Genomic DNA, 15,685 nt, shown 5'->3' with positions numbered 1-15,685 from the left:
TGCTCTTTGGAACTTGAAACAATTAACGTTTCGAGAATTGTTTACGTCTACGAGCTTTTCGAAGACCCACTTTTTTACGCTCAACTTCACGTGCATCACGTGTTACAAAGCCAGCTTGTGAAAGCGTACTCTTTAAATTTGTATCATAGTCAATAAGTGCACGTGTAATGCCATGACGCACTGCACCTGCTTGACCAGACTCACCACCACCGATGACATTCACATGAATATCAAATGTATTTAAAGTATTCGTTAAATCAAGTGGTTGGCGGAAAATCATACGAGAGGTATAACGTGAAAAATATTCATCTGCAGGTTTGTCGTTCACTGTAATCACACCTTTACCTGGCTTAATGAACACACGAGCTATTGAGCTTTTTCTGCGACCCGTTCCGTAATTGTATTTACCTATCATAGTATTTCCTTAACTATATGCTTAATGGTTGTGGTTGTTGTGCCACATGATCATGAGTTGCGCCTGAATAGACTTTCATCTTTTTAATCATGGCATAACCCAAAGGTCCTTTTGGTAACATTCCCTTCACTGCCTTTTCTAAAGCACGACCTGGAAAACGGTCTTGCATCTTAGAGAAGTTCGTTGTTGAAATGCCGCCTGGATAACCTGAGTGGCGATGGTAAACCTTGTCATCTCCTTTGTTACCCGTTACTTTAATCTTTTCCGCGTTGATCACTACAATGTAATCACCTGTATCTACGTGCGGTGTATAAATGGCTTTATGTTTGCCACGTAATCGATGTGCAATCGCACTTGCTAATCTACCCAATACTAAATCAGTTCCGTCTACAACGAACCAATCGCGTTTTACTTCGTGGGATTTTGCTGAAAATGTCTTCATTTCAATACCAACTTTTGCGCTATAAATTTAAAAAAAGAGGTGAATTCTATGTCAAAACTGCCTGTTTTGTCAATTTTATTAATGATTTAGTTCACATAGAGATAGTGAAAAAACACACCTAAAAAGACGAGCCCGCCCAGGTAATTATTGCTCAAAAATGCATCAAAACAGGCTTTTGGGTTGAGCGCCCTGATTTGTCGACAAAGAACCCCAATAAAAATAAGACTCAACATCATAAATCCGTAAAAAGGCCAGCTAAAATTTTCTGACTGTCCTACCCAAATCAAGCATCCCATCATACAGGTATAACAGAACATAATGGCTTCTTTCACGTAATTTCCAAACCAAATAGCCGAAGAGCGAATACCAATTTTTAAATCATCATTTTTGTCTGTCACCGCATAAAGCGTATCGTAAGCAATCGCCCAAAATACATTTGCAAAAAATAAAAGCCATGTCGTTAAAGTTAGGGAAATATCATTTGCAACAAAAGCGATGGGAATGCCCATACCAAAACTTAAACCTAAATATGCCTGTGGCATGACAAAGAATCTTTTGGTTAGGGGATAAGTGAGCGCTAAGAATAAAGCTATCAATGAAAAATAAAATGATTGTTCATTTAAAAATAAAACACATATCAATGCACCCAATAACAAAGTAATCAGTAAAAAGAATGCATTATTAACGGAGATGGATTGATTCGCTAAAGGACGTAATTTTGTACGTGTGACAAAAGAATCAAATTTGCGATCAAGAATATCATTCGCCACACAACCAGCTGAGCGCATTAAGACTGTACCTAAAATAAAAATGGTGAGATGTTGAATGCTCGGATGGCCATGGCTTGATATGAGAAGTGCCCATAAGGTTGGCCACAATAACAAAAAAATGCCAATGGGCTTATCAAGACGCATAAGATGAAAATAAGAACGCATCTTTAAAATTAAATCGGATTATTCGAGTTTGAATGAAATAGGCACAAGCACATTAAAATTTTTACCACGCAAATTATCTGGTGGAGCTGGAAATGGCGAAGCTTTTTTTATCATTTCGAGCGCTTCGTTATCTAAAACTTCATAAGTACTACTCTTTTTAATCTTGACACTAATCACTGAGCCTTTACTATCAATTTCAAGATCTGCAATAACAGTCCCTTGCCAACCTCGCATTTGAGCAATTTTTGGATATTGCTTATATTTTGCAATCGCATTTGCAAGCAAACTGCTATAACTCTCTATAGACTGAGTCACTTGTTCTTGTGGTACAACATTCGGAATTTTTGAAATAACCTCTGCAGGCGCAGGTGGCGCCACTTCTTTCGGCGCAGGTTGAGCAACTGTTGTTGCATTTTTATCAATAATTGGTGTAATTTTTTTCTCTATTTTCTGAATAGGCTCCACTTTTTTTATAGGCTCAGGCGTTTCAATTTTTTCGATTGGCTGTTGAATTGGCGAACTTGAAATCGTAACGCTCATCTCTTGCGGTGTTAATAATGGCTTATTAAATTCGGGTAAACCTACCATCAAAATGATATGAATAGCGATTGAAACTCCAATAGCTTTAGGCAAATCAATATGAAAGGGAATATGTCTCGACAAACTCACAATTGTTGAAAAATGCTTTGAAAAAAATTAAAGGAAAATTATAGCTTAAATGAGAATGATTATCATCAATAAGCTAACATCAACTTGGTTATTGATTGAAAAGTTTTGGCAAAAAGGCTTCAGTTAAAGAAAGAATCTTTCCGTCTTTTTCCCATTTCGATTTTCTAATCCATAAAATTTCTTCATGAATATAACCAAGTGATTTTAAACGTCTATATAAAATATCATCTGAATCACATAATCGATACAAAAGTGAATGTCTAAAAATTTTGGGATCTTTAAATAAAATATTTGCGAGCGATTGTTGGCCAAGTTCTTTTAAACAGCTCCAAGCACTATCAAGATCAATCATTTTTACTCGCGTCTGAGCAAATATCATAGGCTTATCACAACTTTTGATAATTACTTCACGAATGTAATCTGTTTCTTTTTCTGAGGCCAAACCTTCATAAATGACATCAACTTTGACATCGTTAAATTCTTTTTTTAATCGCTCTGTTAAAGAACCTTCTTCAGTAATCCAAGAAAACTCATGTCCTTTAATTGCAGGTGATCCTAGCCATGACATGGTTATACTTTCACTCTTTCATTCGCATGGCTTAGCCAGCGTTTTAAGTGAAGATGAGAAGCTTCAGGATAATCTTCCAATAATTGGTCCGCTATCGTTTTAGCTTCTTCTAATAATTTAAAATCACGATTGAGATTAGCAATGCGCAACATAGGCACCCCGCTTTGTCTGACCCCTAAAAATTCTCCGGGGCCTCTTATGTTTAAATCTTCTTGTGCAATGATAAAACCATCAGTATTTTCAAAAATCACTTTGAGTCTTTGTCGTGCTAGCTCTGATAATTTTTTTTGAAATAATAAAATGCATGTACTTTTAAGTGAACCCCGCCCCACGCGACCACGTAATTGATGTAATTGTGAAAGTCCCATGCGCTCGGCATTTTCAATCACCATCAATGTCGCATTGGGCACATCAACACCCACTTCAATTACTGTAGTCGCTACTAATAATTGAATATCACCTTTCACAAAATCAGACATGACTTTTTGCTTCTCTGATGATTTCATTCGTCCATGAACTAAGCCTACCTTTAAGTTTTTAAAATGAGATTGCATATTTAAATAGGTTTCTTCTGCCGTTTGAAGTTGTAATACTTCACTTTCTTCAATTAAAGGGCATACCCAATAGACTTGGGCACCGGCATGACATACCTCATGCACCCTTTTTAAAATCTCGTCTCGTCGATCTTCTGAAAAAAGTTTTGTCACAATCGCTTCACGGCCTTTAGGCAATTCATCGATCACCGACACATCAAGATCTGCAAAATAACTCATGGAAAGTGTTCTTGGAATGGGTGTTGCACTCATCATGAGCTGATGAGGCTCAATCACTTTATTTAATTCGCCTTTTTTTCTTAAGGCCAATCTTTGCTCAACCCCAAATCGGTGCTGTTCATCAATAATACTTAAGCCTAATTTTTTAAATATCACATGTTCTTGAAAAAGGGCATGCGTACCTACTACAATATGCGCTTCACCCGATTGCGTCATATATAAAGAGGTTTCACGATTTTTTTTGGATTGACTACCTGTTAACCATGCGACTTTTATATTTAAAGGGGTCAACCATTTATAAAGTTTACGATAATGTTGTTCCGCTAAAATTTCCGTAGGTGCCATAAAAGCAACCTGACTTCCATTCTCGATCACTTGCAGAGCGGCGATTGTTGCTACTACTGTTTTACCACTGCCTACATCACCTTGTAATAATCTTTGCATTGGATAGTTTTTCTCAAGGTCATTTTTAATTTCTTGAATGACTTTTTTCTGCGCATGCGTTAAGTCAAATTCAAGATGACCCATAAAAATATTCGTGAGTTTATTGGTGGCTTTTAAGGGAGTGGCGGTAAGTGCTCGTCTAATTAAATAATTAGATCTTAAAGATAATTGTTGCGCTAAAAATTCATCAAAGATGATTCTTTTATATGACATGCTAGAAAAAGCTTCGTGGCTTGCAACTTCTTTAAAGTCTTTCGGGTGATGAATGCTTTTTATGCTCTCATATAGATTTGGTAAGCGTAATTTTTCATACACTGATGGCGAAAATAGATCTTTTAAATAATTTTTTAGATCGAAGTGATGAAACAATTTATCGATCGCATCTTTGACTGTTTTTTGTCCCACACCTGCAACTAAAGAATAAATGGGCGTAAGTGCTTCTGGCAATTCATCACCTTCTCTAGTCAATTTACATTGAGGATGAATCATCTCGAATGCGAATAAATTATGACGAGCCTCCCCTAAAATACGAATACGATTACCCGATTCAAACATCTTCATTTGACTTGGATAGAAATGTAAAAATCTAAGCTGCAAGCTGCCAGATGTATCTTTGACTTGTACGATAAGCATTTTTTTGGGCTTATAGACAATTTCTGCACGAATAACCTCTGCTTCTATTTGAGAAAGCACACCCATTTCAATATCACGAATGGGCGTCACAATAGTTTCATCAATATAACGAATAGGAAGATGCATTGCTAAACTAAATACATCTTCAAGGCCCAATTTTTTGAGCTTATTTAATACTGAAGGTGTAAAAAGCTTAAGCTCGGCTAAAGAAGTCAGATTGAAATACTCTTAAATAAAAATAATTTAAATAACAACGACGCCATCAGCTTCAATAAGTGCATTTCTAGGAAGTGATGCAACACCTACCGCAGCTCTGGCTGGATAAGGTTTCGTAAAATATTCGCCCATGATGGTATTGACTAAAGCAAAATGAGACAAATCAGTTAAGTAAATATTAATTTTAACGATGTCGCTTAATTGAGCGCCAGATGCTTCAACGACTGATTTTAAATTTTTAAATACCTGATGAATTTGTGCTTCAATACCTTCAACTAATTGCATGGATTGAGGATCAAGTGCAATTTGACCAGACAAATAAATAGTGTTGCCTGTTTTAACAGCCTGAGAATAAGTCCCAATCGCTTCTGGTGCATTTTTAGTTTGAATAATTTCTTTTGTCATTTCTTCAATCTTTCTTTTGTAATAAGTTACTTAAAAGGTTTTCATTTTGACACGACTGATTCTGGAAATATTAGTAATTTTTCTTAAGTTTCGCATGAGATCTGCTAAGTGAATTCGATTATGCACTTGCACAATAAAGTTCACATTTACAAAATGTCCGCCATCCGACTCTTCAACGTTCACATTATCAATATTTGAATCTGATTCTGCAATCACGGAAGAAATCTTAGCAAGCATCCCGCGCTCATTTAATACCATAATTTGTAAATTAACCTTGAATAATCGATCTGGATTTGGATCCCATTCAACATCAAGCCATTTATCAGGATCAAGTTTAAATTTTCTAATCGCTAAACAATCATGGGTATGAACCACAAGGCCTTTATCTTTATTAATAAATCCTAAAATAGGGTCGCCTGGAATAGGGTGACAGCAACTTGCTAATTGAATCGCCATGCTCTCAGAGCCTTTAATGGTGATCACATCGAGCTGCTTATGTTTACCTTTTTCATGACTCACGCCATCCATAAAACTAATAAGTTGATGGGCTACCATGACATTCATACGCCTACCCAAACCAATCTCTGCCAAAATATCTTCTTTATTTTTAACGCCATAATCACTGATTAATTTTTTCCAATGAGACTCTTTAATAGATGACGGGCTGATGTGAAGAGCTTTGAGTGCTTGGTTAAGCATGCCTTCGCCAAGCCTTGAAGATTCTTCTGATTCAATAGATTTTAAATATTGTCGAATATGTGATCTTGCTTTTCCAGTAATAACAAAATTTAACCATGCAGGATTAGGTTTAGCTAACGGCGCTGTGATAATTTCAATGTGATCGCCGTTATGGACTTCTGCACGAAGCGGGACGAGTTCTTGATTGTATTTTGCTGCTACACAACAATTACCCACATCACTATGAACTGCATATGCAAAATCAACTGCGGTCGAACCTTTAGGAAGCGCTAAAATTTTCCCTTTAGGCGTAAATACATAAACTTCATCAGGGAAAAGATCGACTTTTAAATGTTCTAAGAATTCGAGTGAGTCTGAACTATCTGATTGAATCTCTAAGAGACGTTTTAACCATTGATGTGTTTGTTGTTGCAGCTCAGTGAGATGTGCATCTTTTGTTTTATAAAGCCAATGTGCTGCAACACCTGCCTCTGCAAGTTTATGCATTTTTTCACTACGAATTTGTACTTCGATGGGTGTCCCAAAAGGTCCAAACAAACTTGTATGCAATGATTGGTATCCATTAGCTTTTGGAATCGCAATGTAATCTTTAAATTTACCTGGAAGAGGTTTATAAAGTGCATGCAATGCACCTAATGCTGAGTAAGCGTCGTTTGCTTCTTTCACGATAATTCTGAATGCATAGATGTCATTGATCTGTGCAAATGACATACCCTTTTCACTCATCTTCTTATAAATACTATAAGTATTTTTTTCGCGGCCTGTAACTTCCGCTTCCATTTTCATCTCAGTGAGTTTTTGTTGAATTGCCGCCGTAATTTTTTCAACCACTTCACGACGATTTCCTCGAGAAGCTTTCATGGCTTTTTGAATTGCGCGATAGCGCATTGGATATAGATGTTTAAAACTTAAATCTTCAAGTTCTTGATAGATGGTATTTAAGCCTAATCGATTTGCAATGGGTGCATAAATATCATGCGTTTCTTGCGCAATACGTTTTTGTTTTTCAGGCCTTAGCACATCTAAGGTTTGCATGTTATGAAGACGATCAGCGAGCTTCACTAAAATGACACGGACATCATTCGACATCGCCAATAACATTTTTCTGAAATTTTCAGCTTGCGCTTCTGTAGCATCTTGAAATTCAATTTTATCAAGCTTGGATAAACCGTCGACTAATACGGATACCTGTTTTCCAAACTTCTTTTCAATTTCTTTTGTTGTAACCGTTGTATCTTCAACGACATCATGAAGTAGAGCTGCAAGTATTGTAGGGGCGTCAAGATGAAGTCTGGCTAAGGTACATGCCACAGCCACTGGATGCACAATATACGGCTCACCACTGCGTCGAGATTGGCCGTGATGTGCTTCTTCGCTAAATCGATAGGCATCCCATATTTTATGGATGTCCTTGGTTTTTAAATAGCTCTTGAGAAGGATTGTGAGTTCAGAGTCTTCGTTATCGACAGGCAGTAACGGAAGCGGCGGTGTTTTTTGAGCATCCGCTTTATTAAAATGAGCGGTACTAGCCATGGTCTTTACTCTTTTGGGGGCGTTAAGCCCTAATTTTTAGAATTAGTACGTTGTTTTTCTATTTAAGATATCAAGACCAACTTTACCTGCTGCAATTTCTCTTAATGCTAATACCGTAGGCTTATCTCTTAAGCCATGTGTGCTCACTAATGCTTCAGCACCGTTGGCTAATTGTCTTGCGCGGTATGCGGCAGCTAATGTAAGTTTAAAGCGATTAGGAATCATCTCTAAACAATCGTCTACTGTAATTCGTGCCATGTTATTTCTCCAAATTTCAAGTCAAGTTTTTAATTAAGTGGCTATGTCGTTTAAGCTGAATATGACACATTAATCGAGTAGATCGAATAATGGCCATAAGATCATGAAGAGCTACTTCAAAGTCATCATTGATTGTAACATAATCAAACTCATCTACATGGCTCATCTCTTCTCGGGCAACCGCGAGTCTCTTCGCAATCGTCTCATCACTATCATGTCCACGGTTATTTAATCTTTCAGCTAATGTTTCAACAGAGGGTGGCAATACAAAAATTGAAATGGCTTCTTTAAACTGAGCTTTGAGTGCTTGCGCACCTTGCCAATCAATTTCTAAAATCACGTCTTTCTTTTGATCAAGAATAGACTGGACTGATTTTTTACTCGTACCATACATACCGCCGTGACATTCAGCAGATTCTAAGAATTCACCTTTTTTCTTCAAATCTAAAAAGGTGCTTTCATCAACAAAATGATAGTCCACACCATTCACTTCACCTGGACGTGGTTTTCGCGTGGTGTGTGATACCGAGGCCTGAAGATCTTTATCTTTATTTAATAGGGCTTTTACGAGTGTCGTCTTACCGGCACCGGAAGCTGCTGCAATAATAAATAAATGGGCTTGGCTCATATATATTCTTTAATCATTATTATTCAATATTCTGAATTTGTTCGCGCATTTGCTCAATCAAAACTTTTAAATCCACTGATATTTGTGAAGTTTTAGGTGAAATCGATTTTGAACCTAAAGTATTAGCTTCCCGATTAAGTTCTTGCATCATAAAGTCTAGTTTTTTACCAATTGCACCATCTGTTTTAAGTAAGCGCCTTACTTCATCGATATGGGATGTAATACGATTAAGCTCTTCGTCAATATCCATCTTTTGTATAAAAATAAGAAACTCTTGTTTTAGTCGATCATCATCAATTGCGATTAATGCATCCTTAAATTTATTTTCAATTTTAGTTTGATATTCTTTGATTAAAACGGGCAAGATTTTTTTAGCTTCATCTATAAGCATTTCAATATCTTTTAATTTGTCCAATAAAATCTTTTGTAACTTTTCACCTTCGCGCGCTTTAGATGCCTGAATTTCGATCAGCGCTTCTTTAAGATTTTTTTTAAGGTCTTGCTCAAGCAAGTTTATATTGACCGATTGATCGTGCATGATCTCAGTTGTTTTTAAAATATCGAGCGCATTAATCGGTTGAACATGAGGAAAATATTTTGCAATTTCATCCACTGAAGTTGCGAGCTGTTTTAACTTAATGGTATCTACATTTTTAACATCAAGCGCATGCGTTTTAGATTTAAAATAAATTCTGCAATCTACTTTGCCTCTTTTAATTTCTGCGGATATCAGATCGCGAATCATGGGCTCAAAAGACCTTAAGGATTCGTCTAATTTAACTTGGAGCTCTAAATATCGATTATTTAAAGACCGAAATTCAAGGAGCAAAATACCCTGTTCTGTATCTGCTTCTTTAAAAGAAAAACCGGTCATACTTAAAGCCATAGGGTATCCAATTCAATGTTTAAGCGTCATTTTATCAATCTATAGTTGCATTTGCGACTAAAACCTTTAAATGACAAGATATCAATCAATTAAAGCTAGCTTATAATGACGACTTCTATTGAGGAATGATGATCATGAGATTAAATCAACGCGCTCACAACCAATTAAGACCGGTTGAAATTATTAGGCATTACACAAAACATGCTGAAGGTTCTGTCTTAATTAAATTCGGTGATACCCATGTGTTATGCACTGCAAGTATTGATGAAAAAGTACCCTCTTTTTTAAAAGGCCAAAATCAAGGTTGGATTACAGCAGAATATGGGATGCTTCCAAGATCAACAGGATCTAGAATGGATAGGGAAGCTGCGCGAGGAAAACAATCAGGTCGCACTCAAGAAATTCAACGTCTTATTGGACGAAGCTTAAGAGCCATTATCGATTTAAAAAAACTTGGTGAACGCACCATTCAAATTGATTGTGATGTAATTCAAGCTGACGGTGGTACCCGCACTGCAAGTATTACAGGGGCTTATGTCGCGGTTCACGATGCAATTTCACATTTAATAAATCAAAAACTTATTTCCGAATCCCCATTGATTGATGCTGTAGCAGCTATTTCTGTCGGTCTCCATGAAGGAAAAACTTTATTAGATTTAGATTATTCGGAAGATTCAAGTTGCGACACAGATATGAATATTGTCATGACAGGCTCAGGTGGTTTTGTGGAAATTCAAGGCACTGCCGAAGGCACACCTTTTTCTCGCGAGATGATGGATCAAATGTCTGACCTTGCAGCAGAGGGCATTAAAGAACTTATTCAATTACAAAAAAACGTTTTAAAGTAATTTCATGAAGAAACAAATCGTCATTGCAACAAGCAATGCCAAAAAACTCATCGAAATTCAGTCAATTTTAAATGACATGAGTGTCGAGATACTTCCGCAATCACACTTTAAAATTGAGGCAAGTGAGGAGCCTTTTCATACATTCGTTGAAAATGCACTTATTAAAGCAAGGCATGCAAGCCGTTTATCAAAATTACCTGCGATTGCAGATGATTCAGGTATTTGTGTCGATGCACTTGATGGTAAACCTGGTGTTTTATCTGCTCGATATGCAGGAGAACCTTCATCGGATGAAAAAAATAATGAAAAACTTTTAAAAAGTTTAGAAAACGAATCAAATCGAAAAGCGCATTACATTTGTGTCATTGTATTTGTAAAACATGAAATGGATCCGGAGCCCATCATTGTTGAGGGTATTTGGCATGGAGAAATTCTGAAAGTCCCAAGAGGTTCAGGTGGTTTTGGTTATGACCCCTTATTTTTAGATCATATGACTGAAAAAGCTGTGGCAGAATTGCCTACAGACATTAAAAATAGAATTAGTCATCGCGGACAAGCATTACAAAAACTTAAATTAAAACTAAATCAGATTTATGGATAAATCAAAAAACAAATGGCCTACTTGGGTTCGTGACGACAAAACAGTCGTTTCATGTACAGAAAAAATTAAGGTCATGAAAGAAAACTTTGATGAGTTAAAGCAACTTTCTCAAGATGCCATTGAAGATGGTCTTTTAATGGAAGTCTCAGAACAACAAATGAAAGAAGCACTTCATCAAATGGTTGATGATCTTATTAATCCTTATTTAAAAAATAAATAAATCATCTATGAGTCAAACTTCAAGACTCGCTATCCCACCGCCACTATCGCTTTATATTCATATTCCTTGGTGTGTAAAAAAATGTCCCTATTGTGATTTCAATTCCCATGAACATAAAGAAACACAAAGTTTTACTGATATGGAATCTATGTATGTGGATGCGCTCATTAAAGATCTTGAATACTCTCTACCTAAAATTTGGGGTAGAAAAATTCATTCAATTTTTTTTGGTGGTGGAACACCAAGTCTTTTTAGCGGAAAAGCTATTCATAAAATTTTAAGTCAAGTTCGCGCGCTCACACCAATCTTATATGATGCTGAAATTACACTTGAGGCCAATCCAGGTACGATTGATACCAATCACTTTGCGGATTATAAAGATGCTGGTGTTACAAGAGTTTCGCTTGGAATTCAATCATTTAATGATGCGCATCTCAAATCATTAGGTCGCATTCATGATAGTGAAGATGCTAAAAAAGGCATTGAAATTGCGATGTATCATTTTGATAAGGTGAATTTAGATTTAATGTACGCATTACCTCATCAAACATTAGATGAAGCGATGGATGATGCTAAAACAGCAACCTCTTTCAATACACAGCATTTATCTTTTTATCATTTAACAATTGAACCAAATACTTTCTTTTTTAAGCATCCTCCTCAATTACCACTAGATGATGAGAGTGCAGTGATGCAAGAAACTATTGAAATTATATTAAGTGAACATGGTTATGAGCATTATGAAACATCTGCTTTTGCAAAACCTAAATCACAATGCCAACATAATTTGAATTATTGGCAATTTGGAGATTACTTAGGTATAGGCGCAGGTGCTCATAGTAAACTTACATTTCATGACAAAATGACACGTGAAAGTCGCTACAAAAATCCGAAGCAATATATGGAAAAAGTAAATTCACAAAATATGATTGAGTCAGAAACAATCATTCATGAAAATGATTTGGCTTTCGAATTTATGATGAATCATTTACGCCTTATTGATGGATTTACTATTCAAAGTTTTGAAGAAAAAACTGGATTAACTATTTCATCTATTGAAAAGGAACTTAAAACTGCAGTGGATAAAAAACTGATTAGCATAAATCACGAAATGATTAAGCCAACAGTTCTAGGTCAGCGATTCTTAAATGACCTGCTTGGCATTTTTTTAAAGTAGAATGAAGTTATGAAATTTGCAAAAATAAATAACGAACTGACTGTCTCTGATCAAATCACGATCGAAGACTTAAAAGAGATTCATGCGCAAGGATACAAAACTATATTTTGTAATCGGCCTGACCAAGAGTCTGAAGGCCAGTTAGCTTTTTCACTCATCGAAAAAGAAGCTCAAAATTTAGGTATTAAAGCAATTCATCAGCCGGTGGTAGGCGGACAAATTTCAGATGTTGATATTATTCAATTTGACGCTTATTTTAAGGTAGCTCAAAAACCTGTTTTTGCTTATTGTCGAACAGGCACCCGTTGTTCAACACTCTGGGCTCTTTCCCATGCAAGCACACTACCTATTGATGATATTTTGAGCAAGACTCAAAATGCAGGCTATGACCTATCTTCATTAAGAGATCGTCTCAACGCGCTTAAATAAGCATGAGCGTATCTAAACAGTATCTTAGTATTCATGATCACAGCCGAGAATTAAGTGGTCTTAAATATATTTATTCTGTTGTATCAAGACGTGCTGGTGGATTATCTATTGGTATAAATCTGAATGTAAATAATGCTTGTAATTGGCAATGCATTTATTGTGAGATTCCAAATCTTACGCGTGGCTCACCTCCGCCCATTGAGTTAGACGTGCTTGAAAATGAACTACGTCTTTTTCTTCACGACATTATTCATGGAGATTACATGGAGAGAAATGTAGCAATTGAAGATCGTCATTTAAAAGACATTGCTTTTTCAGGCAATGGTGAACCAACAAGTGCTGCAGAATTTCCGCAAGTTATCTTAATTGTCAAAAAAATACTTCAAGAATTTGATTTGCTTCATAAAATTAAAATTAGATTGATTACTAATGGAAGTTTGATGCATGAAACTTCTGTATTAAAAAGTATTGAAATGCTTGAAGAAATAAATGGTGAAGTTTGGTTTAAAGTTGATGCTGCTACTGAAGAAACTATTAAAACTGTTAATCAAGTTAATCTTAAACCCAATCAAATATTAGAGCGACTTCTAAATACTGCAAATATTTGCCCAACTTTTGTTCAGACTTGTGTTTTTATGATCAATGGGAAAAGTCCCGATGATAAAGATATTGATGCTTATATAGAATTAATTAACAAAGCAAAAAAAATTATTAAAGGTGTTCATCTTTATGGTTTAGCAAGGCCTTCATTACAGCCCAGGGCAGGTGATTTAGGACGTATTAGTGAGGAAGAGCTTAAAAATATTGCTAAAAAATTAATTGGCCTTAATATACCGACCACGGTCAGTTATTAATTCGATTGAGATCTCATCGCAAAGTTATGCAATCATTTACCATCACAAAATCATTTTTATATTTTAGTATGAATAGCTACTTGAGTTTAATAGGATTTTAAATAAGGAAAACATCATGATTGAATGGACCTTTATTATTAAAACAACCATTGCATTGTTTGCAATTGTAGATCCCATTGGATGCCTGCCACTTTTTCTAAGCCTGACGGGTCAACATAAAAAAATTAACAAAAAAAATGTCGTCAAGATGACAGCAATTACTGTCTTTATTATTCTTGTAACCTCTCTTTTCTTGGGCGATAAAATTTTAAACATGTTTGGTATCACCATGCCAAGCTTTCAAATTTGTGGCGGTATTCTTCTATTAATTATGGCGATCTCTATGATGCTAGGTAAACATCAAATTATTGAATCAGGGCAAAATGGAAAATCAGATAAAGAATTGATTGCTTTTGTACCCTTGAGTATCCCTCTTCTCGCAGGTCCTGGCGCCATGAGTAATATGATTATTGCAGCCCACCAAGCGCCTAATTTAATTAATCAAAGCTTTCTTGTCTTGCCTTGTATAGCTGTGTCTCTTTTAATCTGGCTCACATTAAGTTTTGCAGAAAACATTTCTAAGGTGATTGGTGCGATTGGCACAAAAATTATTACACGCGTCATGGGATTGCTTTTAGGATCTATGGCAATTGAATTTATTACACGAGGCGTATTAGATATTATTGCGTAATGTTTTATGAAGCAAATTCGAAAACTTAAATTACGCTCTCAAACACATTACGCACTTTTCCGTGCTGACTTACCTTTTAAACCTAAAGTTGAAAAAGACAAAACAAAGTTTAAAAGACAGCCTAAACATAAAGCTAAATTCGATTAACTATTTTTTCTTTTTGTCTTTTTTGCGGCTGCATGACATCCAACAGACCATCTTGCCATCTTTGAAACTATATCGGCCAATAATAAATAAAATAGTCGCTAAAAAAACTTGCTGAAATATGAAGATAGGTACATTGAAAGTTGTTACACCATCATAAACACAGTGGTATTGAAATGCTGCTGTAGGCACATATGAAAAAGACAAAGCAAAAATTAGTAAGGCTAATACATTGTAAGTACATTGTTTCATTTTTAAGTCCTTAATATTTAAATAGCTTGATAATGTTTAAATTGCAAATCTAATATATAGTATTTTTAACAAAAATAAAATTTAATGAAACGCGTATGTCAAACAATCATCACTCGGAAACACACTTCACTTCTACGGAAATAGTTAGGGATGTTGTCATTGGTATGTCAGATGGACTTACGGTTCCATTCGCTTTAGCTGCAGGCTTATCCGCAGCTGTCGATTCATCAGCTATTATTGTGACAGCTGGATTAGCAGAAGTTGCTGCAGGTGCTATTGCCATGGGTCTTGGCGGATATCTTGCTGGTAAAACAGATATTGAACATTATGACTCTGAGTTAAAACGTGAAGTCTATGAAATTAAACATTTACGTGAGCGTGAAATTTCGGAAGTTGAGGAAATACTTTCAGAATATGGACTTAAAGGAAATACACTCAAAAGTGTTGTTAAATCTATTACTTCTAATCGTGAACGCTGGATTAAATTTATGATGAAATTTGAATTAAATTTAGAAAGGCCTGACCCCAAAAGAGCTTTGATTAGTGCCACGACTATTTCATTAGCCTACATTATTGGCGGCCTCATTCCTTTAACGCCGTATATCTTCATATCTGATATTGGACCAGCCCTAAAAATGTCCGTGATTGCGACAAGTATTGCATTGATTCTCTTCGGTTGGATAAAAGGTCGTTTTACAGGTATGAATCAAGGACGCTCAGCGATGCAAACGTTTGTTATTGGCGCATTAGCATCTTCAGCTGCTTTTGGTTTAGCTCACTTATTTTCCTAAAAGTTTCATATCTATTTAAATTTTTTAAACTCATCTTAATCCCCTGATTTAATTGTAAAATGAGCTCTTAACAGAAACATTTGTTTCAGTAGCTTATTTCTAAGATTGGGGCTTTACTTGCAGCAGCATTTTTTG

21 protein-coding genes are annotated in these 15,685 nt (G+C 35.8%); 9 read left to right on the top strand and 12 right to left on the bottom strand.

Annotated features, from left to right (window positions below):
* Positions 1-22: 22 nt before the first annotated feature.
* From rpsI to FIT61_RS00160, 11 genes are all read right to left on the bottom strand, one after another.
* The gene (rpsI, locus tag FIT61_RS00210; RefSeq protein WP_139872833.1) at positions 23-415 is read right to left on the bottom strand and encodes a 30S ribosomal protein S9; all 393 of its coding nucleotides are present in this window, start codon (positions 413-415) and stop codon (positions 23-25) included.
* Positions 416-428: 13 nt separating this feature from the next.
* Positions 429-857: a 50S ribosomal protein L13 gene (gene rplM / locus FIT61_RS00205; protein WP_139872832.1), complete on the bottom strand. Its 429-nt coding sequence runs from the start codon at positions 855-857 to the stop codon at positions 429-431.
* Between the two features lie 86 nt (positions 858-943).
* Entirely contained in the window at positions 944-1,792 is an 849-nt protein-coding gene (ubiA, locus tag FIT61_RS00200) for a 4-hydroxybenzoate octaprenyltransferase (RefSeq protein ID WP_139882470.1), read from the bottom strand.
* 18 nt (positions 1,793-1,810) lie between these two features.
* Entirely contained in the window at positions 1,811-2,455 is a 645-nt protein-coding gene (locus FIT61_RS00195) for an energy transducer TonB (protein ID WP_139872830.1), read from the bottom strand.
* Between the two features lie 94 nt (positions 2,456-2,549).
* Positions 2,550-3,029, bottom strand: a complete 480-nt coding sequence (locus FIT61_RS00190) for a chorismate--pyruvate lyase family protein (protein WP_139872829.1) — start codon at positions 3,027-3,029, stop codon at positions 2,550-2,552.
* 2 nt (positions 3,030-3,031) lie between these two features.
* Positions 3,032-5,095 (bottom strand): ATP-dependent DNA helicase RecG, encoded by a 2,064-nt coding sequence (gene recG, locus FIT61_RS00185; RefSeq protein WP_139882468.1) that lies wholly within the window; start codon positions 5,093-5,095, stop codon positions 3,032-3,034.
* Positions 5,096-5,122: 27 nt separating this feature from the next.
* On the bottom strand, positions 5,123-5,500 hold the full coding sequence (locus FIT61_RS00180) for a RidA family protein (protein ID WP_139872826.1): 378 nt from the start codon (positions 5,498-5,500) through the stop codon (positions 5,123-5,125).
* Between the two features lie 30 nt (positions 5,501-5,530).
* The gene (locus FIT61_RS00175; RefSeq protein ID WP_139882467.1) at positions 5,531-7,732 is read right to left on the bottom strand and encodes a RelA/SpoT family protein; all 2,202 of its coding nucleotides are present in this window, start codon (positions 7,730-7,732) and stop codon (positions 5,531-5,533) included.
* 42 nt (positions 7,733-7,774) lie between these two features.
* Positions 7,775-7,990, bottom strand: a complete 216-nt coding sequence (gene rpoZ, locus FIT61_RS00170) for a DNA-directed RNA polymerase subunit omega (RefSeq protein ID WP_046486627.1) — start codon at positions 7,988-7,990, stop codon at positions 7,775-7,777.
* A gap of 16 nt (positions 7,991-8,006) precedes the next feature.
* A complete protein-coding gene (gmk, locus tag FIT61_RS00165; RefSeq protein ID WP_139882465.1) occupies positions 8,007-8,618 on the bottom strand; it encodes a guanylate kinase in 612 nt (203 codons plus the stop codon).
* Positions 8,619-8,637: 19 nt separating this feature from the next.
* Complete coding sequence (locus FIT61_RS00160; RefSeq protein ID WP_139872821.1) at positions 8,638-9,504, bottom strand: YicC/YloC family endoribonuclease; 867 nt, start codon at positions 9,502-9,504, stop codon at positions 8,638-8,640.
* A gap of 134 nt (positions 9,505-9,638) precedes the next feature.
* Between FIT61_RS00160 and rph the strand changes: the two genes are divergently transcribed.
* The 8 genes from rph (at position 9,639) to FIT61_RS06735 (ending at position 14,510) form a co-directional block, all read left to right on the top strand.
* Positions 9,639-10,352 (top strand): ribonuclease PH, encoded by a 714-nt coding sequence (gene rph, locus FIT61_RS00155; RefSeq protein ID WP_139882463.1) that lies wholly within the window; start codon positions 9,639-9,641, stop codon positions 10,350-10,352.
* Between the two features lie 4 nt (positions 10,353-10,356).
* Positions 10,357-10,953, top strand: a complete 597-nt coding sequence (rdgB, locus tag FIT61_RS00150; protein ID WP_139882461.1) for an RdgB/HAM1 family non-canonical purine NTP pyrophosphatase — start codon at positions 10,357-10,359, stop codon at positions 10,951-10,953.
* The gene (locus tag FIT61_RS00145; RefSeq protein WP_139872816.1) at positions 10,946-11,173 is read left to right on the top strand and encodes a hypothetical protein; all 228 of its coding nucleotides are present in this window, start codon (positions 10,946-10,948) and stop codon (positions 11,171-11,173) included. Before rdgB ends, FIT61_RS00145 begins: the two co-directional genes overlap by 8 nt.
* A gap of 7 nt (positions 11,174-11,180) precedes the next feature.
* On the top strand, positions 11,181-12,350 hold the full coding sequence (gene hemW, locus FIT61_RS00140) for a radical SAM family heme chaperone HemW (RefSeq protein ID WP_139882459.1): 1,170 nt from the start codon (positions 11,181-11,183) through the stop codon (positions 12,348-12,350).
* 9 nt (positions 12,351-12,359) lie between these two features.
* A complete protein-coding gene (locus FIT61_RS00135; protein ID WP_139882457.1) occupies positions 12,360-12,779 on the top strand; it encodes a protein tyrosine phosphatase family protein in 420 nt (139 codons plus the stop codon).
* 2 nt (positions 12,780-12,781) lie between these two features.
* On the top strand, positions 12,782-13,633 hold the full coding sequence (locus FIT61_RS00130; protein WP_139882456.1) for a radical SAM protein: 852 nt from the start codon (positions 12,782-12,784) through the stop codon (positions 13,631-13,633).
* Between the two features lie 115 nt (positions 13,634-13,748).
* The gene (locus FIT61_RS00125) at positions 13,749-14,363 is read left to right on the top strand and encodes a MarC family protein (RefSeq protein WP_139882454.1); all 615 of its coding nucleotides are present in this window, start codon (positions 13,749-13,751) and stop codon (positions 14,361-14,363) included.
* Positions 14,364-14,369: 6 nt separating this feature from the next.
* The gene (locus FIT61_RS06735) at positions 14,370-14,510 is read left to right on the top strand and encodes a hypothetical protein (protein ID WP_187351801.1); all 141 of its coding nucleotides are present in this window, start codon (positions 14,370-14,372) and stop codon (positions 14,508-14,510) included.
* On the opposite strand, the gene FIT61_RS00120 is transcribed toward FIT61_RS06735, so the two are convergent.
* Positions 14,511-14,759, bottom strand: a complete 249-nt coding sequence (locus tag FIT61_RS00120; RefSeq protein ID WP_139882452.1) for a hypothetical protein — start codon at positions 14,757-14,759, stop codon at positions 14,511-14,513. It abuts the gene before it with no gap.
* A gap of 95 nt (positions 14,760-14,854) precedes the next feature.
* Here FIT61_RS00120 and FIT61_RS00115 point away from each other — a divergent pair, with 95 nt between their 5' ends.
* Positions 14,855-15,550, top strand: coding sequence for a VIT1/CCC1 transporter family protein (locus FIT61_RS00115; RefSeq protein ID WP_139872804.1), 696 nt, complete (start codon positions 14,855-14,857; stop codon positions 15,548-15,550).
* Positions 15,551-15,685 lie beyond the last annotated feature (135 nt).

The organism is Candidatus Methylopumilus rimovensis, from assembly GCF_006364615.1.
GTDB classification, from domain to species: Bacteria; Pseudomonadota; Gammaproteobacteria; order Burkholderiales; family Methylophilaceae; genus Methylopumilus; species Methylopumilus rimovensis.
Note: the sequence above shows the minus strand (reverse complement) of the source record. Positions and strands in the feature narration are given on the sequence as shown.

Excerpts from the sequence above, each read along its gene's own strand:
- rpsI (WP_139872833.1), bottom strand. The coding sequence starts at position 415 with ATGATAGGTAAATACAATTACGGAACGGGTCGCAGAAAAAGCTCAATA.
- rplM (WP_139872832.1), bottom strand. The coding sequence starts at position 857 with ATGAAGACATTTTCAGCAAAATCCCACGAAGTAAAACGCGATTGGTTC.
- ubiA (WP_139882470.1), bottom strand. The coding sequence starts at position 1,792 with ATGCGTTCTTATTTTCATCTTATGCGTCTTGATAAGCCCATTGGCATT.
- FIT61_RS00190 (WP_139872829.1), bottom strand. The coding sequence starts at position 3,029 with ATGTCATGGCTAGGATCACCTGCAATTAAAGGACATGAGTTTTCTTGG.
- FIT61_RS00180 (WP_139872826.1), bottom strand. The coding sequence starts at position 5,500 with ATGACAAAAGAAATTATTCAAACTAAAAATGCACCAGAAGCGATTGGG.
- FIT61_RS00175 (WP_139882467.1), bottom strand. The coding sequence starts at position 7,732 with ATGGCTAGTACCGCTCATTTTAATAAAGCGGATGCTCAAAAAACACCG.
- rpoZ (WP_046486627.1), bottom strand. The coding sequence starts at position 7,990 with ATGGCACGAATTACAGTAGACGATTGTTTAGAGATGATTCCTAATCGC.
- gmk (WP_139882465.1), bottom strand. The coding sequence starts at position 8,618 with ATGAGCCAAGCCCATTTATTTATTATTGCAGCAGCTTCCGGTGCCGGT.
- FIT61_RS00160 (WP_139872821.1), bottom strand. The coding sequence starts at position 9,504 with ATGGCTTTAAGTATGACCGGTTTTTCTTTTAAAGAAGCAGATACAGAA.
- rph (WP_139882463.1), top strand. The coding sequence starts at position 9,639 with ATGAGATTAAATCAACGCGCTCACAACCAATTAAGACCGGTTGAAATT.
- rdgB (WP_139882461.1), top strand. The coding sequence starts at position 10,357 with ATGAAGAAACAAATCGTCATTGCAACAAGCAATGCCAAAAAACTCATC.
- FIT61_RS00145 (WP_139872816.1), top strand. The coding sequence starts at position 10,946 with ATGGATAAATCAAAAAACAAATGGCCTACTTGGGTTCGTGACGACAAA.
- hemW (WP_139882459.1), top strand. The coding sequence starts at position 11,181 with ATGAGTCAAACTTCAAGACTCGCTATCCCACCGCCACTATCGCTTTAT.
- FIT61_RS00135 (WP_139882457.1), top strand. The coding sequence starts at position 12,360 with ATGAAATTTGCAAAAATAAATAACGAACTGACTGTCTCTGATCAAATC.
- FIT61_RS00130 (WP_139882456.1), top strand. The coding sequence starts at position 12,782 with ATGAGCGTATCTAAACAGTATCTTAGTATTCATGATCACAGCCGAGAA.
- FIT61_RS00125 (WP_139882454.1), top strand. The coding sequence starts at position 13,749 with ATGATTGAATGGACCTTTATTATTAAAACAACCATTGCATTGTTTGCA.
- FIT61_RS06735 (WP_187351801.1), top strand. The coding sequence starts at position 14,370 with ATGAAGCAAATTCGAAAACTTAAATTACGCTCTCAAACACATTACGCA.
- FIT61_RS00120 (WP_139882452.1), bottom strand. The coding sequence starts at position 14,759 with ATGAAACAATGTACTTACAATGTATTAGCCTTACTAATTTTTGCTTTG.
- FIT61_RS00115 (WP_139872804.1), top strand. The coding sequence starts at position 14,855 with ATGTCAAACAATCATCACTCGGAAACACACTTCACTTCTACGGAAATA.